The following is a 21,516-nucleotide window of genomic DNA, read 5'->3' on the forward strand; positions in this document are numbered from 1 at the left end:
GGAGTATGCTTGCCCAAGGGAAAGAAAAAACCAATGCGCATGTGTGTTGGATGCCAGGAAATGAAGTTAAAGAAAGATTTGATTCGTATAGTGCGCACCCCTGATGAAACTGTTGAAATTGATCATACCGGTAAAAAGTCCGGTCGTGGCGCTTACATTTGTCCTCAACAAGAGTGCCTGGAAAAAGCCATTAAAGGTAAGAGAGTGGAAAAAGCCCTGAAGCAAAGTATTAGCAGTGATGTTTATGAAAAATTAAAGCAGGAGTTGAATAGTGTTGAATAAACAAACTGCTAACTTGTTAGGGCTGTGTCAGCGGGCCGGGAAACTGCTGTCCGGCGATGCACAGGTTAAGAATTCCATTAAAGAAAGAAAGGCTGTTTTGGTGCTGCTGGCGGCAGATGCTTCAGAGCGGACAAAGAAAGAATATTACCATTTAGCAAAAGCCAACAGCATTCCCATAATTGAGACCGGTACTAAATTAGAGTTGGGATGGTCAGCGGGCAAATCACCCAGGGCGGCGCTGGCCGTCAGTGATGAAAATTTTGCCCGTGGGATTACAGAAATAATTGAAAGGGGAGAGGCGTAGGTTCTGCTGCGCCAATCTTACGGAGGTGGATATATGACCAAAAAGAGAGTGCATGAACTTGCCAAAGAGCTGAATATAGAGAGCAAAGAGGTAATTAAGGGGCTTAACGAACTGGGGATTAATGTTAAATCTGCCCTCAGTATGGTAGAAGACCAGGATGCTAAAAAACTGAAAAATCTTCTTTTAAAAGAAGACAGCGCAGCAAACAAAGCTAAAAAGAGTAGCGGTAAAGGTAAAAAAAGCTACGATAAAGGACCCGGTATAGTGGATAGGGTGCCTTCCCGCCCGCCGGATCGCCGGTATGACGAGCGAAGAACTAACAACAGTTCCCAGGGAAGGCCCCAGACAAAGAATGTGAGAAAGGGTTCCGGACGGCCGGAGGAGCCGGCGGCTAAAAATACAAAACAGTATGAACGCAAGCAGGGGGCTAAGGGACAAGGTAACCGTCCCCAGGGAAATAAACCCCACGGCAAGCCTCAAGGGAAACCCCAGGGCAGCAGGGTCCAGGGCAATAAAATACGGGGTAACAGGCCTAAAGGCGGCAGACCTCCGAAAGAAAGAAATATCTCCATACCCAAAATGGATCCGGTGGTTAGTGCCCAGGCCAAGGCTAAAGCCCAGGAAAGGCCAAGAAATGAACAGAGAATTAAAAGTGATAATTTTACCAGCAGGGATCGCTGGCTGGAAGAACAGGATAGGCGGGAAGATAATAAAAAACTCAAAAAACAGCGTCATAACAAGAAAAAACAGCAAAGTAAAACCAAAAACGAAAGACAGCTGCCCGGTCAACCGCTGGAGAAAAAGCCCATTACCATTGGCGAAAGTATTACCGTACAGGGACTGGCGGAAAAACTGCGCCTTACCGCTGCAGATGTAATTAAAACACTGATGGGATTGGGCGTAATGGCCACCATTAACCAGGAAATCGACAGCGATACCGCAACCCTGGTGGCTGCTGAATTTGGCTATGAAGTAAACGTTAAAATAGAAGAAGATATTGAAGAAATCATAATGGCTGAACCGGAAGATGATGAGGAAAGCCTGCAGCCGCGTCCTCCCGTGGTTACTGTGATGGGACACGTTGACCACGGTAAAACATCTCTGCTGGATGCCATTCGTGAAACAAAAGTAACTGCTTCGGAAGCCGGCGGTATTACCCAGCACATTGGAGCTTACCAGGTGGAAAAAGATGGCAAAAAAATTACCTTCCTGGACACACCGGGACATGCTGCTTTTACGGCCATGCGGGCCCGCGGGGCCAGGGTGACCGACATTGCCATTCTGGTGGTGGCGGCGGACGATGGCGTAATGCCGCAAACAGTGGAGGCTATTAACCATGCTAAAGCGGCAGGAGTACCTATAATTGTGGCTATTAATAAAATAGATAAACCGGAAGCCAATCCCGACCGGGTACGCCAGGAATTGGCCCAGCACGGGCTGGTGGTTGAGCAGTGGGGCGGCGACGTAATCAGTGTAGAAGTATCGGCAATTAAGCGTACCGGTTTGGACGAACTGCTGGAAATGATCCTGCTGGTGGCTGAAATATCGGAACTAAAAGCCAACCCGAATAGAAAAGCCCGGGGAACGGTGATAGAGGCCGAATTAGATAAAGGCCGCGGCCCGGTGGCCACTGTACTGGTACAGAGCGGAACACTAAAAGTTGGAGAACCCATAGTGGTGGGCACTGCCTACGGTCGTGTCCGGGCAATGATGGATTACATGGGCAGACGGGTGAAAAGTGCCGGGCCTTCTACTCCCGTAAAAGTGCTTGGATTAAACAGTGTGCCCGAAGCCGGGGACATATTTGTGGCCGTTGAAGAAGAAAAAATAGCCCGGACTGTGGCTGAGCAAAGAATTAACAAGAAAAAGGAAAAAGAACAAAAACAGGCGGCCAAATTATCATTGGATGACTTATTTAAGAATATTCAAGAGGGTACGGTTAAGGAACTGCCCATTATCATTAAAGCAGACGTGCAGGGTTCAGTGGAAGCATTAAAGCAGGCTATAAACAACCTATCCAATGATGAAGTAAAGGTCAGTGTGGTGCACGGTGGAGTGGGCGCCATCACAGAGACCGATATCATGCTGGCTTCAGCATCCAACGCCATTGTAATTGGTTTTAACGTCAGACCTGATGTCAACGCCCGTAAGGTGGCGGAAACTGAAAAAGTTGATATGCGCATGTACCGGGTAATATATGATGCCATTGAAGACATAAAAGCGGCCATGAGCGGCTTGTTAGAGCCGGAGTACCGGGAAGTGGTGCTGGGCAGGGCAGAAGTACGCAAGATATTTAAGGTTTCCAAAATTGGAACCATTGCCGGTTCTTATGTTACCGAAGGAAAAATCACCCGGGATGCAGGGGTTAGAATTATTAGAGACGGCATAGTGGTACATGAAGGCAAACTGGATACATTGAAACGTTTTAAAGATGACGTTAAAGAAGTTGTTCAAGGGTATGAATGCGGTATAACCATTGAAAAGTTCAATGATATTCAAGAGGGAGACATTATTGAGGCATTTACTGAAGAGGAAATTAAGCGAGAGTTAGAATAATAATAAATGTACCGGAGGTGTGTACGTTGTCACACCGTATAGGAAGATTGGCCGAAGAAATTAAAAGAGAAATTTCTTCCATCATTCGGCAGGAACTTAAAGACCCCCGGATTGGATTTGTCAGCATTACTGCCGTAGAGGTGTCCGGAGATTTACGCCATGCTAAAATATATGTCAGTGTTTTAGGGGACGAAAAACAAGCCCAGGATACGCTGGCAGTGCTTAAAAAGGCGCAGGGATTTGTTCGCACCATGCTGGGAAGAAAAATAAAACTGCGCTATACACCGGAGCTGCACTTTGAACTGGATAATTCCATCAGCCATGGCGTTAATATAATGAAAAAGTTAAAGGAAATACAAAGTGATGAAAAACCACCGACAGAATAATAATTTAGCTGGCGTGGCCGGCGTTTTAACCAGTGCCAACAGTGTTATCCTGTCCGGGCATGTAATGCCTGACGGAGACAGCATTGGTTCAACCATTGCTTTGGGCCTGGCGTTAGAAAAAATGGGCAAAAAAGTAACTTTATCCAGTCCCCATGCCGTGCCGGAAATGTACCGTTTTCTGCCCGGTGCCCATCGCGTGCACCAGGGGCTGCCGGAAGGGGAATACGATGTATTTGTAGTTCTTGATTGTTCAGTGCCGGACAGGTTGGGAGATCGGCTGCAGAAACTGCTGGATAAAGATATAACGGTGGTAAATATCGATCACCACCAAACTAAAGAAACCTTTGCCCACGTTAACTATATTGACCCTAAAGCTGCTGCCACCGGCGAAATTATTTACGATTTGCTGGTAGAAATGGGTGTGGATTTGGATTTGGACATTGCCACAAATCTGTATACAGCCATTGTTACAGACACCGGTGCATTTAAATACGAGGGAACCACAGCCAATACCCATCGTAAAGCAGCGGCTTTGTTAGAATGCGGTGTGCCGGGCTCACGCATCTGTAAACTGCTTTATGATGAAAAACCCATCGAAGTACTTAAAGTACTGCAGGCTGCACTGCCAACGCTGAGTATATCCCCGTGCGGTAAAGTGGCCTGGATATCCTTTGACTGGCAGAGCAGGCAGAGGGTAGGGGCCAGGGATGAGCATACAGATGAACTGGTGGATTACCCCCGCAAGATTAAAGGGGTAGAAGTGGCCATGCTTTTTAGAGAAATATCCCCGGGTTCTGTAAAGGTAAGTATGCGCTCCAACTATTACGTAGATGTTAATAAACTGGCCGCTCAATTTGACGGCGGTGGCCACAAGAGAGCAGCCGGGTGCCTTATTCAGGGCGAGTTTAATGCTGTTAAAGAACGGGTGATAGAAGCTGCAATCCAGGTGGTACAAAGGGGAACATAAAATGGTTCAAGGGGGAGTTTTAAACATTTTGAAACCGCCCGGTATGACTTCCCATGATGTGGTTAATTTTATACGAAAAATATTTAATACCAAAAAGGTTGGTCATACCGGCACCCTGGACCCCGCTGCTGCCGGGGTGCTGCCCGTCTGTGTGGGCAGGGCCACTAAAATTGCCCAGTATATTGCCGGTACTGACAAAACATACCGGGCAGAAATTACCCTGGGCATCACCACAGATACCCAGGATGCTGTAGGTAAAATATTACAAGTGACAGATGCCTCCGCCGTTAAGGAAGAGCAGTTCAGGCAGGTACTGGAAAGTTTCTGTGGACATATTGAACAAATACCGCCCATGGCTTCGGCGGTGAAGATAGGCGGCAAAAAACTGTATCAACTGCAGCGCCAGGGTAAGGAAGTGGAGCGTTCGCCGCGCCCTGTAACCATATATAATATAAAAACGGTATGGTCCACCGGTTGGGGAACCAAACACCCGCGGGTGCTGTTTGATGTTCATTGTTCCAAAGGCACCTATGTCCGTACCATTTGTAATGATATCGGAAATAAACTTTTAGTTGGTGCTCACATGAGCTTCTTACTGAGGATTTCGGTGGGTCAATTTAAGATAGATGACACCTATACCTTGGAAGAACTTCAGCAGATGTCAGATCCCGGTGAAGCACTGGTAGATATGGATACGGCTTTATCCCAATACCCGGAAGTGCTTGTGAAAACTAAAGCGGTGAAATCAATCACCTCCGGTGCCAAGCTGTATCCCCCCGGTGTATTACGGCAGCCGGATCAGCTGCCGCCGGGGCAGTTGGTGCGCTTAAAAGATGGAGATACGCTGCTGGCACTGGCGGTAACACAGTATGAACGGCAGCCTATGGAAAGAGTTGTTTTTAAGCCTGTGTGCCAGGTGAAAATTAATGGTTAACCAGGCAGCACCGGAGAATGAAAAAAGCCCCGGCAGCCTTTTGCAGTATCCAGTGAGCAGCTGCCGGACTCAGTAGATAGGGTAGTACATATAGACGTGAACCAAGGTCTGCTGCATTTTTAGGAGGAATAGCACAATGATAGTAAAAAATTCCTTCCAGGGATTAAAAAATAAATTTAGAAATATTGTAGTTGGGCTGGGAAATTTTGATGGGGTGCATATTGGGCATCAAAAACTTATCACCAAGGTGGTTGACACTGCCAGAAGCATTAATGGCACGGCTACAATTTTTACCTTTAATCCCCATCCCCTGGCAGTACTTGACCCCAAAAATGACCCGCCAAAACTGTTGTCGCAGCAGAACAAAGAAAAAATAATGGGTAAATTGGGAGTGGATGTAATACTTTCCATCCCCTTTAATTATCAATTTGCCAAAATAGAACCGGAGGACTTTATTAAAAAAGTTTTGCACCAGCAAATGGGCGTTTGTGATGTTGTGGTGGGGTATAACTTTTCCTTTGGGCGTAAAGGCAGGGGTACCGCTGATACATTGAGGCAGTATGCAGAAAAATACCGCTATACTTTACATGTAATCCCGCCGGTAACCATCGGTGAGCAGGTGGTTAGCAGCACAGTGATAAGAAAGATGCTGTTGGCAGGTGACGTGGAGACGGCCGCAAAATTACTTGGCTACCTGCCCTTTGTACAGGGTGTGGTGGTGACCGGTGACAGAAGGGGTAATGCCATTGGCTTTCCCACTGCCAATATAAATTTAAATTCTAAAACACTGGCCCCTGCCAACGGGGTTTACAGTGTTCATGTTGAGATTAACGGGGAGACATACTTGGGAGTGGCTAATATCGGTAGAAAGCCCACTTTTAACAAAACGGGAGGCACCCGTAACCTGGAAGTACACCTGCTGGATTTCAGCGGTAATATATATGGCCAATTAATTACCGTTAAATTTTTACGCCGGTTACGCAGTGAACAAAGATTTAATTCCGTCAATGAATTAATCTGTCAAATTGAGCAAGACATACAAATGGCATTATCCCACAGGCAGACCGGGGGTTGAAATACAGGAGAGCTTTTGGATTTTTCTGACGGGGAATAATTTAGGATTTCCACAAATATATATAAATATGGTTATTAGATTTACAATCGTGCCAGTCTATGCTACAATATATGCGGCAAACGTCCCGAAATTTTAGAAAGGAGACGTTGCCTGTGGGAGTACCTAAATTTGATTCTCCGGAAGAGGAGATTAGGCAGTGGCTTAATCACATTGCGTTAATCTGCTTATCCGAGGAATTTCAAAATTTAAAAAAAGAACTGGAAAGGCACTATGTAAAGTCCAATATGGATAATGTGCGCTTAACCGCCTTCCAGGATGCTTTATATGCATTTCTGGCCCAAAATGACGATGACCCGGGATACCATACTCGAGGTTGTTAAATTTGGTGGGTTTGGAATGCGGGTCATTATTACGGATCACGCGCGCAAAAGGTTGAGGGATATGCGTCAGGATAAAATAACAACTCACGATATCATTATGGCAGCAAAGGGAATACCGGGACGCATACCCACGGCAACCCGTTTCAGGGGGTTCTTCGCCAAGTCGGGACGTATGTTTGATATAGTGGCAAAGGATATCACAAACGGCCGGCTGGTGATTACCATAATTGGAAAGTAATTTTTGAACTGTCAGCTAGGGGATACGTTCCTCCGGCGGTTTCCTTGGCTGGCAGCGATTAATAATTAGAGGAGGTGAAACAGGTGGCTCTCAGTACAGAAGAAAAGCAAAACATTATTGAGAAATTTAAGACCCATGAAAATGATACAGGTTCACCGGAAGTTCAAATTGCTATTTTAACCCAGCGCATTGTTGAACTGACCGAGCACCTGAAAGTACACAAAAAAGATCATCACTCCCGTCGCGGTTTATTAAAAATGGTTGGTAAACGCAGAGCACTGCTCAACTATCTTCGCGACCGTGACTTTGAGCGGTATCGGGCAATTGTAGAAAAACTACCGTTACGCAAATAAGAAAAAGCGGGTTTTAATACCCGCTTTTTGCTATAACAGGCTGTTCATTGAAGTAAAGTATTTTATGTTCAGTAAGAAGGAAATACTAGTATATATGTAGAAACTTTCGCATTTGTAACCATCAATTGCTCCAGGCATACATTTTTAAGTATTTCTGCCGTTGTCGCAGTATTAATTACTTTAAACAATATCAGGAGGTATTTTAATGTCAGAACAAAATGTTTTAAGAAAGGAGATAAGTCTCGGCGGTCGTACTTTGACCTTGGAAACCGGGCGTGTTGCTAAGCAGGCCGGCGGTGCGGTTTTAGTAAGATACGGCGATACCGTTGTACTGGTGACCGCCACCATGTCTAAAAATCCCCGGGAGGGTATAGACTTTTTCCCGCTTACCGTTGACTATGAAGAACGGCATTATGCAGTGGGTAAAATTCCCGGTGGTTTTATCAAGCGCGAGGGACGTCCCAGTGAAAAAGCAACTCTATCTGCAAGACTGATTGACCGTCCCATAAGACCGTTATTTAATAAAAAGCTGCGTAATGAAGTACAGGTAATTGCTACCGTTTTATCGGTGGATCAAAGCTGCGCACCGGAAATAACGGCTATGATAGGTGCCTCTGCAGCCTTACATATCTCTAATATTCCTTTTCAGGGTCCCATTGGCGGTGTTATTGTAGGTAGGGTGGATGGTGAATTTGTAATTAATCCTACCATCGAGCAGCATGAAAAAAGCGAAATGCACCTGGTGGTGGCCGGTACCAAGGATGCCGTTATGATGGTAGAAGCGGGAGCAAATGAGGTTCCCGAAGATATTATGCTGGATGGTATTATGTTCGGCCATGAAGTGGCTAAAGAAATTGTGCAGTTTATAGAACAATTTAGAGCAGAAGCGCTGGCCATGGGGCTGGCTAAAGAAAAAATAGAAGTGGTAGAGCCGGAAATTGACCCGGCATTGGAGGAAAAGGTCAGTGAGTTGGCCGATGAGCGCTATACCGAGGCCATAAGAAGATGTGCCCGGGAAAGAATGCCTAAGAAAGAGCGTGAAGCCTTCCTGGAAGAGGTTGCCGAAGGCCTGGTGGCTGATTTAACCCAGGATTACAGCGAAGAAGAACTGGCAGAAAAATTGCCGGTGATTAAAGAATTAATTCATGCCCAGGAAAAGAAAGTGATGCGCCGCATGATTATCGAAGAAAAAGTGCGTATTGATGGACGAGCCATCAATGAAGTGCGGCCTATATCTGTGGAAGTAGGGATACTGCCCCGCACCCACGGAACCGGTCTGTTTACCCGCGGGCAGACCCAAATTCTGTCGGTGGCCACACTGGGGCGTATCAGTGAAGAACAAATTTTAGACGGCCTGGAAGCCGAAGATACTAAGCGCTACATGCATCACTACAACTTCCCGCCTTACAGCACCGGTGAAACAAAGATGATGCGTTCACCCGGGCGCAGGGAAATCGGTCATGGTGCGTTGGCAGAACGGGCTCTGGTGCCGGTTCTTCCGGCGGAGGAAGAATTCCCGTACACCATCCGGGTGGTGTCGGAAGCATTGGAATCTAACGGTTCCACCTCCATGGGCAGTGTTTGCGGCAGTACTCTGGCGTTGATGGATGCCGGAGTAAAAATAAAAGCCCCTGTTTCCGGTGTGGCCATGGGGCTGATAAAAGAAGATGACAATTTTATAGTGCTCACTGATATTCAGGGTATAGAAGATGCCTTGGGAGATATGGACTTTAAAGTGGCAGGTACCGCTAGGGGTGTTACCGCGCTGCAGATGGATATAAAGATTCCCGGTATTACAAAAGAAGTATTCAGGCAGGCGCTGGCCCAAGCCCATGAGGGACGAATGCACATCTTGAACAAGATGTTGGAAGTAATTTCTGAACCGCGGAAAGAAATATCCCCTTACGCACCGGCGATTATAAGCATGCAGATAGATCCGGACAAGATACGCGATGTTATCGGACCGGGCGGCAAAATAATCAAGCGTATTGTTGACGAAACAGGAGCGGATATAGACATTGAGGACGACGGTCGGATATTTATTTCTGCCGTTAACCGGGAAGCAGGTAAAAAGGCAATGGAATATATTGAAAAGCTGACCCGGGATGTGGAGCCAGGGGAAATACTGTCCGGCCGGGTGGTAAAAGTTACTGATTTTGGTGCCTTTGTAGAGGTTGTGCCCGGCATAATGGGTATGCAGGGCAAGGAAGGATTGGTACACATTTCACAACTTGCCTATAACCGGGTGGAAAAGGTGGAAGATGTGGTTAAAGAAGGAGATGTAATCACTGTTAAAGTTCTTGGATATGACGATATGGGACGGTTAAAACTATCCAAGAAAGATGCCATGGAACCACCTGAAGGATATGAGGAAGAAAAACGCAGGTTTAAAAAAGGTTCTCGTAAACCTAGAACCGGAGGTAGAAGATTTCAGTAAGATTCTATGGAAACGAGGAATAACAGCTTTACAGCAATCAACAAGCCCCAACCAATTACTGGTGGGGTTTTAACTTTTTTCCCTCCCCTCTGTATATTGGACTGGCATGCAAGCATAAATTTCCTTAACAGATGGGAGGGATATAAATTGAAGATAATTTTTATTAGACGGGGGCCCTTATTTAAACTGGCAGCATGGATAATACTGGCTGCCTTTCTTATTATCCTGGGTTATATGGCCCTGCAGGAAGATTATGAACCTACTTTGGCGCCAATTTACCAGGGAAATGAAGATAAAAAGGAAATCGCTTTAACGGTAAATGTATACTGGGGTGAAGAATATTTACCCCAAATGCTAAAAATCATGGAAGAAAATAATGTTAAAGCTACATTTTTTATCGGTGGCCAGTGGGCGGAAAAATTTCCCCGGTTGTTAAAGAAGATTTCAACTTCCGGTCACGAGATAGGCAGTCATGGATATTCTCACCCGCATCCCGATTACCTTTCTAAGTCCGGCAACATACGTGAAATTACCCGGTCGGAAAGAGTTATTAGTAAAATAACCGGTAAAAAACCAACGCTGTTTGCTCCACCTTATGGAGAAAGGGGTAAATCGGTTTTAGCTGCTGTAGAAGAACTGGGATACCAGTGTATTTTATGGAGTGTGGATACTATTGACTGGCAGCGGCCGGCACCGGAAACCATTGTTAACCGGGTAACCCAAAAGGCCCATAACGGTGCCATTGTGTTAATGCATCCCACCGCACCAACTGTTAGAGCTTTACCGGAAATTATAACTGCCCTTAAAAATGATGGTTATGAATTTGTGACGGTATCTGAATTAATTAAAAATATCGATCCCCGGCAGACCGAGCGCTAAGTTCGGCCGGCGAAGGAATTTTAGCGAACGCTGCAAGAGGCACCGGTTTTAGAACTGCAGTATTTTTCAAGGTAGGCTGGAATTAAGAAATAAAAAAACGGGAACCCTTTTAACCAGTCATAAAAAACGCAGCTGCATATGGAGTGAAATAATCATGAACAAAACAGGCAGTTTAGTTCCCGTAATCATTCTGGTCACAGGTTTATTTTTAAATGTTCATTTTGCCTGGGGGCAGGCGCCCGCCATAACGGCCCAAGCGGCCGTTTTAATGGATGCCGAAACCGGCCAGGTGCTGTATGATAAAAATATGCACCAGAGAAGACCCCAGGCCAGTACCACCAAAATCATGACCGCCATTTTGGCGCTGGAAAGCGGTAAATTAGATCAGGTGGTTGAGGTGACTCCTAAAGCTGCATCTGTAGGGGAGTCCAGCATTCACCTGCGGCCCCATGAAAAACTGACATTGGAAGAACTGCTTTACGGGGCCATGCTGCGTTCGGGTAACGATGCCTGCGTGGCCATAGCAGAGCATATAGCGGGAACCGAAGCTAATTTTGTTAACCTGATGAATTACCAGGCTAAACTGCTGGGGGGATACAATACAAATTTTTGCAATACCAATGGTTTACCCCATGACAATCATTACTCATCGGCTTATGACCTGGCTTTGTTTACCCGCTATGCCATGAAAAACCCAAAGTTCCGTGAAATTGTAAAAACCCGCTATAAGCAAATTGACGGCCCGGGAAACTCAAAAAGACACCTGCATAATACCAACAAGTTATTGTGGGGCTGTACTTGGGCAGACGGGGTAAAAACAGGTACAACCAATGCTGCCGGGTGTTGTCTTGTGGCCTCCGCCAGCATGAACGGCAGGCATTTAATAAGTGTTGTTTTGCACAGCGACGACCGGTATGGTGATACCAAAAAATTATTTGCATACGGATTTAACAGCTTCGAAGAAATTGTAATTACCAGTAAGGGTGAGTATTTTACCACCGTCAGTGTGGAAGAGGGATATGCCCGGTATGCCCCGGTGATAGCCGAGGATAATTTGTACGTGCTGGTACCGAAAAGAAAGAGGGGGGTATTTGAACAAAGGGTTATCCTGAAGAGGACGCTGACAGCACCGGTGCGGGCCCACAGTAAAGTGGGTAGAGTAACTGTATTAGTTAACAACCAGGAGGTGGGCAGTGTTAACTTAATAACCGGTTGTGCCGTTGACAGGCTGCCCCGGCATTTTCTTATCTACCGCAAGCTGCGTCAACATTTGTAGAAATGTTTTAAAACTTGCAGGTATTTATGATTTTTTGTATAACGTCTAATAATACACTTTAATTTAACTGTACAGACGCGTATTTTTCAACGGTATGGAGGAGGTTACCAGATGTACCAAAAGACGACATTGGATAACGGTGTGCGCATTTTAACTGAAGAAATCCCGCATGTTCGGTCGGTTTCCATGGGTATTTGGGTTAACGTTGGTTCCCGGGATGAAACTGATGAAAACAGCGGTATATCACATTTTATTGAGCACATGATGTTCAAGGGAACTAAAAAGCGCACACCAAAGAATATAGCCGAAGAATTAGATGCGGTAGGTGGACAATTAAATGCCTTCACTACCAAAGAATATACCTGTTATCATGCTAAAGTGCTGGATGAACATTTTCCTTTAGCGGTGGACATATTGTCGGACATGTTATTTAACTCTAATTTTTCCCAGAATGACATGGAGCGGGAAAGAAACGTTATCCTGGAAGAAATAAAAATGTACGAGGATACTCCGGATGAATTGGTTCACGATCTGTTTGCCGAAACAATATGGCACGGGCACCCGTTGGGGCGTCCTATTATCGGTACCGATGAAACTGTGAACGCCTTAACCAGGGAAGATTTGCTTAGTTTTTATCGCCAGCAGTATACACCCAGTAAAATTATCGTTTCACTGGCCGGTAACATAAAGCATGAACAGGCGGTCAAAACATTAACCCCGGTTTTTGGTGCCCTTAAAGCAGAAGAGAAAAGCAGGCAGGGCACTTCGCCGGTGGGGGTAAGTGATTTGACCTGTTACAATAAAGATACCGAGCAGGTGCATATGGTAATTGGTGCTCCCGGTTATCCAATGGGGCATGATGACATTTATACCGCTCAAATAATTAATACTGTTTTAGGAGGCGGTTTATCATCCCGTTTATTTCAAGAAATCCGTGAAAAGCGTGGTTTGGTGTATTCGGTTTATTCATACCACAGTTCATACAATGATGCCGGTATCTTCGCCATTTACGCCGGTTTATCCAAGCAAAATGTCAAACAGGCTATGGAGTTAATTTTTAAGGAAATCAAGGATATAGAAGAAAAGGGGATCACGGAAAGTGAACTGCAGCGCTCCAAAGACCAGTTAAAGGGAAACCTGCTGCTCTCTTTGGAGAATGTCAACAGCAGAATGAGCCGCCTGGGAAAATCAGAAATGTACCTGGGCAAGGTATTAAAACCAGAGGAAATTGTGGAAAAAGTATATAAAGTCAGCAATGAAGACATTCAACGGGTGGCCAAAAGCATGTTCAAACCGCAAAAATTCTCTATGGCCACCATCGGTCCCTGGCAGGACAGCAGTGAAATAGAAACTGCTTTTAACAATTTTAAGCACTTATAAAGGATGTTCGAAAAGTCCGCGCGAGATCCGCTTCGAATTTCTGCGTTGGCTCGGCTTTTGCGGTGCTCACGTGTTGTATATATACGCTCCGCTCCTCAAAGCTTTCGCCGCCCTGAACTTCTCGTGTCTCTTGCGCTTCTTTTCGAACACTCACTTATAGTTTTACCGCGCTGCGGGCTAATCCTCCCTTAACATGGGAGGATTTTGTCATTTATAGAAAGTGATGATAATAACTATATAATAATGTATTCAATATATGGCAAAGAAGGGTTATGAGAATAATGGGTTGGTACAGGTACGGGTATAGAACATTTAAGTTATATATTATTCTGGCGGTGATAATTTTTCTTGTATTATCTATACCTGCCTACATCTTTTCTACCAGCAGTCTGCCGGATCTATATTTACCCCCAGGCAGTGATATGCCTGACGGCATTCATTTGGCTGTGGAAATTGATTCTCTCAACCTGCCCAAAGAAATGATGGTTTACAAATTTCTACAAGCTCCTATGTCCAAAGGGGATGTGGAAAAACTGGCTGAAAAATTAAATATAAATAACAGCGTTATTTATGATAAAAAACATCAAGAATGGTTGGTTTGCGCCGGTGGGAAAATGCTGCTGGTGGAACGGAATAGCGGTATTTGGACATTTCAAGACACAACGGCCCATTATAACAGCTTCTTTGTTAATTCATTTCCCATTTCTGATAACGACGTTATACAGCTGGCCAGGGATTACCTGAACGGCATCGGTATAGATACCGGTCAATTTTCTTCTGCTGCAGTGGGTACCACCACCGAAAATGGCCGTGTGATACAAAAAAGTGTTTATTTCTACCAGCAGCTGGACGGTTTTGAAGTGTTGGGAGCATCCCGGCTGGTGGTGGATATCGGGTCCCAGCGGCAGATTAAAGGTATAATTAAACACTGTCAGAAATTTGAAACCTATAAAACCTGTAAGCTTAAAAGCCTGCAGCAGGCAGTGGCCGAGATAAACAGGGGTCAAGCACAATTTCATATACCGGAATTGCCGGCCGGGGAAGCTGCCGTTACTGAAATTCGTCTTGCTTATTACGGTGAAGCGCAGCATGCCTATTTGCAGCCTGTATATGTATTCAGCGGGGAAGTGGAAACCCGGGAAGGTCCCCAACCCTTTAGTGCAATTTTACCGGCGGTACGGGGGGTAAATATAAAATGGGAATGACGGCTTGTTTAAAAGGTGGAATATATGAGTTTCTGCTGCCATATTATTTATTGAGGTGGGACAAAGATGAGTACACTTGTTTTAACGGTGGTGATAATAACCCTTATTTTTTTATCGCTGCGGGAACGGGTAGACAGAAAAAGGATGTCTAAGGACTGGGAAACAATAGGTGCAAGTAAATCATCACCCTTTTCGTCAGCCCTGGCCGGTCTTGTGGGCACCGCCGGGGGGATTTATCTTTCTTTGGTTATGCTGTTTGCATTTTTGGAAATGGACATTCCGGCCAGGGTTCAAATAATGAACGTAGAGTTAGAGCCGGTGGCAGCGGCATCACTTCTATTGGCCATTATTCAGCCCTTTTTTATGCGTATTATCGGGCGATAAATTAATAAGAGGGGGTATGGCACCGTGAGATTGAGTGAATTGGTGGGAAAAGAAATAATAAATATTGTTAACGGTGCCCGGTTAGGGGTTATCGGGGAGTCGGACTTATCCGTTGATATTGATACCGGTCAAATACGGTACATTATTTTACCGAGGCGCACCAATTTGCTCAACTTTTGGGTTGACAGACAGCAGATGCAGATACCTTGGGATTTGGTGCGCAAAGTGGGGGATGAAGTGGTGATAGTGGAAATTGATCAAGGTAATTTAAATTTTCAAAGATATTCAGTTTAATGAATAACTCCCGGTGGGAGTTTTTTTATTCTGGCTATACTAATTCTATGGACAAGGTTGACAAGTAGTGATGGTTTATAGAATAATTATGCACAAACTGTAAGGTAAAATCTAAGCTGATATTGAATAGGGTTGGAGGTATAATGATGATTAAAGTGTTAATTTCAGGAGCGGCCGGGCGCATGGGACAGGAATCCTGTCGTGCCGTTTGGCGTGCCCAGGATATGATTTTGGCCGGTGCTGTGGATACTGCACGGGCCGGGGAAAATTTAGGTAAAGTTATTGCGGTTGAGGATGTGGATTTAACGGTACAAAATAATTTAGAAACAGCGTTAAAAGAAATAAAACCGGATGTTATGGTTGACTTTACCAATCCGGAAGCGGTATTTAACAATGTGAAAATTGCACTGCAGAACAATGTGCGCCCGGTGGTAGGTACCACCGGTATGAATACAGAAGAAATTGCTTATTTAAAAGAATTGGCCCGGAAACAGGGGCTGGGCGGCTTAATTGCCCCTAATTTTGCTATCGGGGCTTTGTTAATGATTAAATTTGCCTCTATGGCAGTGAAGTATTTTCCCCATGTGGAAATTATTGAACTGCATCACGATCAAAAGATGGATGCTCCCTCCGGGACAGCTTTAAAAACCGCTGAAGCAATGGCGGCGGTAAGGGGAAGCCTGCGTCAAGGCCTGCCCACGGAGTATGAAAAAATTGACGGGGTGCGGGGCGGTGATTTTGAAGGTATGCGTATACACAGCGTTCGCTTACCCGGTCATGTGGCACACCAGGAAGTGATATTTGGCGGTACAGGCCAAACGCTGACCATCCGTCATGACTCAATATCCCGTGAATCCTTTATGCCGGGTTTGTTAATGGGCATTAGAAAAGTTATGGATATTGACGAACTGGTGTATGGCTTGGAAAATTTAATTTTTGAATGATAATGTTAAAATAAATAAAACAATTGCATATACAAGCACCTCCCCTAACGACAAAACATATAGTGAACCATATCAAGTTATTGTCGAAAGGGGGTCTTCCAGGCATGCATCCTGACCTGCAGGGAATTAAAGTGGCCGTATTGGGTGGGGATGCCCGGGAGATTATTTTGGTGTCAGAACTGTCTCGTTTGGGGATTAAGCTGCAGGTGGTTGGGCTGCCGGTACAAAATACACCTAATGTGACCACATGCTGCAATATTGCCGATGCATTAAGGGGCGTTCAGGCGGTGATACTTCCGGTTCCCGGCATTAATAAAGACGGTACCGTTTACTCCATTTTCAATGATCAACCGCTGGAGTTAAATGAGAAACTGTTGGTTTCACTGCCTGCGGATACACCGGTGTTTGCGGGATTTGCCCGGGAGCTTTTGGTAAAAATGGTCAAACGCTGCAACCTGCGCCTGATAGAAGTGCTTAAGCAGGACCATGTGGCCATACTCAACTCCATTCCCTCGGCAGAGGGGGCGGTGCAGATGGCCATGGAAGCTACACCAATTACTATCCACGGCAGCAATTCATTTGTACTGGGATATGGCAGGACCGGCGCCACTTTAGCCCGGTTGCTCCAAGGCATGGGAGCTAAGGTAACTGTGGTAGCCCGTAAAGAAGCGCACCTGGCCAGGGTTTATGAAATAGGGATGCGACCGCTAACATATGATGACCTGTTAAAACATGTTAGTGAGGCAGACATTATTTTCAATACTGTGCCGGCACTGGTGCTGACCAGCGGTGTATTGAGCAGAGCATCCAGTGAAGTGGTAATTATTGATTTGGCTTCCCCCCCAGGCGGTACTGATTTTGATGCTGCTGAAAGACTGGGTATTAAAGCCCTGCTGGCACCTGGTTTGCCTGGTAAAGTGGCTCCTAAGACAGCGGGCCAGATACTGGCGCAGGTAATACCTCGCCTGCTGGCTGAAGAATTAGGTCTGTAGGATTTTGGGCAGCCACGGAGGTGTTTGGTATGCGACTTAAAGGCGTAAGTGTGGGATTCGCATTAACCGGTTCCCACTGTACCATTAAAGAAACACTGCCCCAGGTTAAATTACTGGTTAAAGAGGGGGCGGATGTAATTCCAATTGTCAGTAATGCCCTTGAAAGTACCGATACCAGATTCGGGCGGGCAGAGAATTGGATAAAAGAATTAAAAGCAGTAACGGGGAGAGAGCCCATTAATACCATTACCGGTGCCGAACCGGTGGGGCCGAAAAAGTTGGTAGATGTAATGGTAATAGCCCCTTGTACCGGCAATACTTTAGCAAAGTTGGCTGCGGGTATTACCGACGGGCCGGTTTTAATGGCCACCAAGGCTCATTTGAGAAATTTGCGCCCCGTTGTCATTGCCATATCAACCAATGACGGCTTGGGGTTAAATGCTAAAAATTTGGGCCTGCTTTTAAATGCCAAAAATATTTATATGGTTCCCTTCGGCCAGGATAGTCCAGCGGGTAAACCGAACTCTTTAAAGGCAAACATGAATTTAATATTAGATACTATCGAGGCGGCTTTACAGGGAAGACAAATTCAACCGGTGATAATTTCTTTTTCCACTTAAAAAATTAAAATCCCACCGCCCAATTATTGGTCGAAGGTGATAAAATAAAGATATATTTTTTGGAGGGATTTGGGCGTTGAAAAAATATAATGTTGTAGTAGTTGGTGCCACAGGAGCGGTGGGTCAGGAAATACTGACCATTTTGAAAGAACGGGATTTTCCGGTGGGTGAACTGCGCTTGTGCGCAACGGCAAGATCGGCGGGAAAGAAAGTTGTTTTTAAAGAACAAAATTATACCGTGCAGGAAACAACGGCGGATTCTTTTGATGGCATGGACATTGCTTTATTTGCCGGCGGAAAGGCCAGTTTGGAGTTTGCTTCTGCCGCGGTGGAACGGGGTTGTGTGGTAATTGACAACAGCAGCAACTACCGCATGGATCCGGAGGTACCGCTGGTTGTTCCAGAAGTAAACCCCGATGATGTTAAGAAGCATAAAGGCATTATTGCCAATCCTAACTGCTCAACTATTATTATGACGGTTCCTTTAAAACCTATTTACGATGCAGTGGGCATAAAGCGGGTTGTCGTGTCCACTTATCAGGCTGTGTCCGGTGCCGGTAAAGAGGGAATTGAAGATTTAACTAAACAAACAAAAGCTGTTCTTAACGGTGAGGAGTATACCGCCAAAAAATTTATGCATCAAATTGCGTTTAACCTTATTCCCCATATCGATGTGTGGCAGGATATGGATTATACCAAGGAAGAAATGAAAATGGTTAAAGAAACCCAAAAGATTTTCCATGCCCCGGATATGAAAATTACTGCCACCACGGTGCGGGTACCTGTATACCGCAGCCACTCCGAGAGTATTAATATAGAAACGGAGAAAAAAATAACGGCTCCGGAGGTTAAAGAATTGCTGGCCAATGCACCGGGTATTGTGGTGCAGGATGACCCGGCCAACAATATTTATCCCATGCCGGTGCACACAGCACATAAAGATGAAGTTTTTGTCGGGCGTATCCGGGAGGATAATTCTCATCCCAGAGCTGTCAATTTATGGGTTGTTGGCGATCAGCTTAGAAAGGGAGCGGCAACCAATGCGGTGCAAATTGCTGAATTAGTTGTTAAAAACGGCTGCCTGCTGGAGAAGAGGTAACATGCGATTTTTAATTCAAAAGTTTGGTGGAACATCATTAACCACCCCGGAGTTCAGAAAAGAAGTGGCGGCTAAAGTGGTGGCGGCCCAAAAACAGGGGTTCAGCCCGGTGGTTGTTGTGTCGGCCATTGGCAGGTATGGAGCGCCATATGCCACGGACACATTAATTTCTGTTGCCAAACAGGTAAATCGTGATGTCCCCCCCCGGGAGCTTGACCTTCTAATGTCATGCGGGGAAGTGATCTCCGGAGTGGTGATGGTTAACACCCTTTTAGATATGGGGTGTCAGGCCGTTTTTTTAACCGGGGCTCAGGCGGGGATTATAACGGATGCAAACTTTAATGATGCCAGAATACTGAGGGTTGAGCCGCAAAAAATAATCGAGCAGGCTGAACAGGGTAAAGTGGTTGTGGTGGCCGGCTTTCAGGGCGTTACAGAAGAAGGTGAAATTACCACCCTGGGTAGAGGGGGAAGTGACACCACCGCCGCCGCCCTGGGGGTTGCTTTGGATGCGGAATGTATCGATATTTACACAGATGTGGATGGAGTGATGACGGCAGACCCGCGGATAGTGGATGAGGCCCAGATACTGGATAAAGTTACATACAATGAAATATGCCAGCTGGCCCATGAAGGGGCCAAGGTAATTCATCCCCGGGCTGTGGAAATAGCGATGCAGAAAAACATTCCCATGCGGGTTAAAAGTACATTTAGCAATGCTCCCGGCACCCTGGTGACCAACCATGGTGAAGTATACGGGGGAACCATTGACATTATAATGGACCGTATCATTACAGGGATAACACATGTGACAAATATTACCCAAATAATTATTCCCTTAGAAAACGTGGATATTGCCAATCCCCATTTAAAGGTGTTCAAAGGAATGGCGCTGGCCGGAATCAGTGTTGATTTTTGGAATGTCAACCTGCAGTATATATCTTTCACGGTGAAGGATAACGTGGCAGATAAAGCGAAACAGGTATTAGAAAATATGGGGATTACCCCGCTGCTGCGTTCCGGCTGTGCCAAGGTAGCTGCTGTGGGGGCAGGTATGACCGGTGTTCCCGGTGTTATGGCCAGCGTTGTAGAGGCATTAACCCGTGAAAATGTGGAGATTTTGCAGTCTTCCGATTCCCACACCACCATTTGGGTGCTGGTAAAGGAAGAAGATATTCAAAAGGCCGTTGTTACTCTGCACAGACAGTTTATGTTGGGAAATAATCGAGATAGATAAAACAGTTATATATAAATTAAGAAAATATAGATATGATTTTTAATTGCACGGTACGGCTGCTGCAGGAAAGGAATAATTAAGGGAAGGTGAAAGCCGTGACTGTTGATTTTGGGCGTGTATTAACCGCCATGGTGACCCCTTTTGACAGTAATTTACAAGTGGATATTGAACAGGCCAAAAAGCTGGCCCGCTACCTGGTTAAAAATGGTTCCGATGGTTTAGTTGTATGCGGAACCACCGGGGAATCTCCCACTCTTAGTAAAGATGAGAAGATAGCACTTTTTAAAGCCGTTGTGGAAGAAGTTGGCGGTGAAGCGGTGGTAATAGCCGGTACCGGCAGCTATAACACCGCTGAAAGTATTGCCCTGACCCAGGCGGCGGAAAAAACCGGTATTGACGGGGTAATGCTGGTGGCTCCCTATTATAACAAGCCCTCTCAAGAGGGATTGTACCAGCATTTTAAAGCCATTGCTGACAGTACTAAATTACCTGTAATGCTGTATAACGTTCCCGGGCGTACCAGTGTCAACATTCTACCGGTCACTGTGGCCCAGTTGGCTCGGGATACCGATAATATTGTGGCTGTCAAAGAAGCGGCGGGCATAATGGATCAAGTTAGTGAACTGCGCTCCCTGCTGCCTGACAGCTTTGCCATCTACAGCGGGGATGATTCATTGACATTACCCATTTTGGCCCTGGGAGGCAGGGGAATTGTAAGTGTTGCCTCCCACATTATCGGTGACCGTATTCAAGAAATGGTACAGGCTTACATTAAGGGTAACGTTTCAGCGGCCAGCCGGCTGCACATAGAGTTATTCCCCATATTCAAGGGAATGTTTATTACCACTAACCCGGTGGCAGTAAAAGCAGCTTTAAATTTAAAAGGGATAAAAGTTGGTGGAGTGAGGCTGCCGCTGCACAGTATTAGTGATGCCGACAGAGAAAAGCTGCGCAAACTGCTTTCGGACAATAATTTGTTGTAAAATAACTATAGTTAATATTATTAAACTATCTTTATTTAAGGACGCGATTTTAGTCGTGTCCTTAGTTTTTTTAAAAAATATGAGTTTGGTTAATTTGTCTGGGTAATATATAATACGTAAAAAGCAAATAAATGATAAAGGATGGCGGCTGGATGACAGGTAGTGCGGATTGTGCTTGTTTACCATACTCAATTTGAGTATAATATATCAGGCAGGAATTCAATAATTTGTTAACTTGGCTATTCTACCCAACGGCTGGTCTATTGGCAAATAATCCCCGTATTCTCCTGGTAGTACCGAACTGGAATTAT

Annotated in this window: 23 protein-coding genes; all 23 read left to right on the top strand. The window is 45.4% G+C overall.

Features of this window, described 5'->3' with window-relative positions:
- The first annotated feature begins 9 nt into the window (after nt 1–9).
- The 23 genes from rnpM to dapA all read left to right on the top strand — a co-directional run bounded on the left by rnpM (nt 10) and on the right by dapA (nt 21,205).
- A complete protein-coding gene (rnpM, locus tag JOC37_RS03975; RefSeq protein ID WP_204616318.1) occupies nt 10–282 on the top strand; it encodes an RNase P modulator RnpM in 273 nt (90 codons plus the stop codon).
- Nucleotides 272–586 carry a L7Ae/L30e/S12e/Gadd45 family ribosomal protein gene (locus JOC37_RS03980; protein WP_420797271.1) on the top strand — a complete coding sequence of 105 codons (315 nt, stop codon included), beginning with the start codon at nt 272–274 and terminating at the stop codon, nt 584–586. Before rnpM ends, JOC37_RS03980 begins: the two co-directional genes overlap by 11 nt.
- A 33-nt stretch (nt 587–619) precedes the next feature.
- Nucleotides 620–3,142, top strand: coding sequence for a translation initiation factor IF-2 (gene infB / locus JOC37_RS03985; RefSeq protein ID WP_204616321.1), 2,523 nt, complete (start codon nt 620–622; stop codon nt 3,140–3,142).
- 26 nt (nt 3,143–3,168) lie between these two features.
- Nucleotides 3,169–3,528, top strand: a complete 360-nt coding sequence (rbfA, locus tag JOC37_RS03990) for a 30S ribosome-binding factor RbfA (protein WP_204616323.1) — start codon at nt 3,169–3,171, stop codon at nt 3,526–3,528.
- On the top strand, nt 3,506–4,495 hold the full coding sequence (locus JOC37_RS03995) for a DHH family phosphoesterase (RefSeq protein ID WP_204616325.1): 990 nt from the start codon (nt 3,506–3,508) through the stop codon (nt 4,493–4,495). The genes rbfA and JOC37_RS03995 overlap by 23 nt, the downstream gene beginning before the upstream one ends.
- A gap of 1 nt (nt 4,496) precedes the next feature.
- Nucleotides 4,497–5,429, top strand: a complete 933-nt coding sequence (gene truB / locus JOC37_RS04000; protein WP_204616331.1) for a tRNA pseudouridine(55) synthase TruB — start codon at nt 4,497–4,499, stop codon at nt 5,427–5,429.
- A 136-nt stretch (nt 5,430–5,565) separates the two neighbouring features.
- Nucleotides 5,566–6,504 (top strand): bifunctional riboflavin kinase/FAD synthetase, encoded by a 939-nt coding sequence (locus JOC37_RS04005; protein ID WP_204616332.1) that lies wholly within the window; start codon nt 5,566–5,568, stop codon nt 6,502–6,504.
- A gap of 152 nt (nt 6,505–6,656) precedes the next feature.
- Complete coding sequence (locus JOC37_RS04010; RefSeq protein ID WP_204616334.1) at nt 6,657–6,884, top strand: hypothetical protein; 228 nt, start codon at nt 6,657–6,659, stop codon at nt 6,882–6,884.
- Between the two features lie 16 nt (nt 6,885–6,900).
- A complete protein-coding gene (locus tag JOC37_RS04015; RefSeq protein ID WP_204616336.1) occupies nt 6,901–7,122 on the top strand; it encodes a hypothetical protein in 222 nt (73 codons plus the stop codon).
- A gap of 83 nt (nt 7,123–7,205) precedes the next feature.
- Nucleotides 7,206–7,475, top strand: coding sequence for a 30S ribosomal protein S15 (gene rpsO, locus JOC37_RS04020; protein ID WP_204616342.1), 270 nt, complete (start codon nt 7,206–7,208; stop codon nt 7,473–7,475).
- A gap of 205 nt (nt 7,476–7,680) precedes the next feature.
- A complete protein-coding gene (locus JOC37_RS04025) occupies nt 7,681–9,912 on the top strand; it encodes a polyribonucleotide nucleotidyltransferase (protein WP_204616343.1) in 2,232 nt (743 codons plus the stop codon).
- A 147-nt stretch (nt 9,913–10,059) separates the two neighbouring features.
- Nucleotides 10,060–10,791 carry a polysaccharide deacetylase family protein gene (locus JOC37_RS04030; protein ID WP_204616345.1) on the top strand — a complete coding sequence of 244 codons (732 nt, stop codon included), beginning with the start codon at nt 10,060–10,062 and terminating at the stop codon, nt 10,789–10,791.
- Nucleotides 10,792–10,945: 154 nt separating this feature from the next.
- Nucleotides 10,946–12,067 carry a D-alanyl-D-alanine carboxypeptidase family protein gene (locus JOC37_RS04035; RefSeq protein ID WP_204616347.1) on the top strand — a complete coding sequence of 374 codons (1,122 nt, stop codon included), beginning with the start codon at nt 10,946–10,948 and terminating at the stop codon, nt 12,065–12,067.
- A 111-nt stretch (nt 12,068–12,178) separates the two neighbouring features.
- A complete protein-coding gene (locus tag JOC37_RS04040; RefSeq protein ID WP_204616349.1) occupies nt 12,179–13,447 on the top strand; it encodes a M16 family metallopeptidase in 1,269 nt (422 codons plus the stop codon).
- A 281-nt stretch (nt 13,448–13,728) separates the two neighbouring features.
- A complete protein-coding gene (locus JOC37_RS04045; protein WP_204616350.1) occupies nt 13,729–14,652 on the top strand; it encodes a hypothetical protein in 924 nt (307 codons plus the stop codon).
- A 66-nt stretch (nt 14,653–14,718) separates the two neighbouring features.
- Nucleotides 14,719–15,036 carry a hypothetical protein gene (locus tag JOC37_RS04050; protein WP_204616351.1) on the top strand — a complete coding sequence of 106 codons (318 nt, stop codon included), beginning with the start codon at nt 14,719–14,721 and terminating at the stop codon, nt 15,034–15,036.
- A gap of 24 nt (nt 15,037–15,060) precedes the next feature.
- Nucleotides 15,061–15,330, top strand: a complete 270-nt coding sequence (locus JOC37_RS04055) for a YlmC/YmxH family sporulation protein (RefSeq protein ID WP_204616352.1) — start codon at nt 15,061–15,063, stop codon at nt 15,328–15,330.
- A gap of 146 nt (nt 15,331–15,476) precedes the next feature.
- Nucleotides 15,477–16,274 carry a 4-hydroxy-tetrahydrodipicolinate reductase gene (dapB, locus tag JOC37_RS04060; protein ID WP_207754896.1) on the top strand — a complete coding sequence of 266 codons (798 nt, stop codon included), beginning with the start codon at nt 15,477–15,479 and terminating at the stop codon, nt 16,272–16,274.
- A 104-nt stretch (nt 16,275–16,378) separates the two neighbouring features.
- Nucleotides 16,379–17,266, top strand: a complete 888-nt coding sequence (dpsA, locus tag JOC37_RS04065) for a dipicolinate synthase subunit DpsA (protein WP_204616353.1) — start codon at nt 16,379–16,381, stop codon at nt 17,264–17,266.
- Nucleotides 17,267–17,295: 29 nt separating this feature from the next.
- Nucleotides 17,296–17,886 carry a dipicolinate synthase subunit B gene (locus JOC37_RS04070; RefSeq protein WP_204616354.1) on the top strand — a complete coding sequence of 197 codons (591 nt, stop codon included), beginning with the start codon at nt 17,296–17,298 and terminating at the stop codon, nt 17,884–17,886.
- A 76-nt stretch (nt 17,887–17,962) separates the two neighbouring features.
- Nucleotides 17,963–18,985: an aspartate-semialdehyde dehydrogenase gene (locus tag JOC37_RS04075; RefSeq protein ID WP_204616363.1), complete on the top strand. Its 1,023-nt coding sequence runs from the start codon at nt 17,963–17,965 to the stop codon at nt 18,983–18,985.
- Between the two features lies 1 nt (nt 18,986).
- Nucleotides 18,987–20,222 (top strand): aspartate kinase, encoded by a 1,236-nt coding sequence (dapG, locus tag JOC37_RS04080; protein WP_204616365.1) that lies wholly within the window; start codon nt 18,987–18,989, stop codon nt 20,220–20,222.
- Nucleotides 20,223–20,317: 95 nt separating this feature from the next.
- Nucleotides 20,318–21,205 (top strand): 4-hydroxy-tetrahydrodipicolinate synthase, encoded by an 888-nt coding sequence (dapA, locus tag JOC37_RS04085; protein WP_204616367.1) that lies wholly within the window; start codon nt 20,318–20,320, stop codon nt 21,203–21,205.
- The last annotated feature ends 311 nt before the right edge of the window (nt 21,206–21,516 follow it).

Source organism: Desulforadius tongensis (genome assembly GCF_016907915.1).
In the GTDB taxonomy this organism is placed as follows: domain Bacteria; phylum Bacillota; class Desulfotomaculia; order Desulfotomaculales; family Desulfohalotomaculaceae; genus Desulforadius; species Desulforadius tongensis.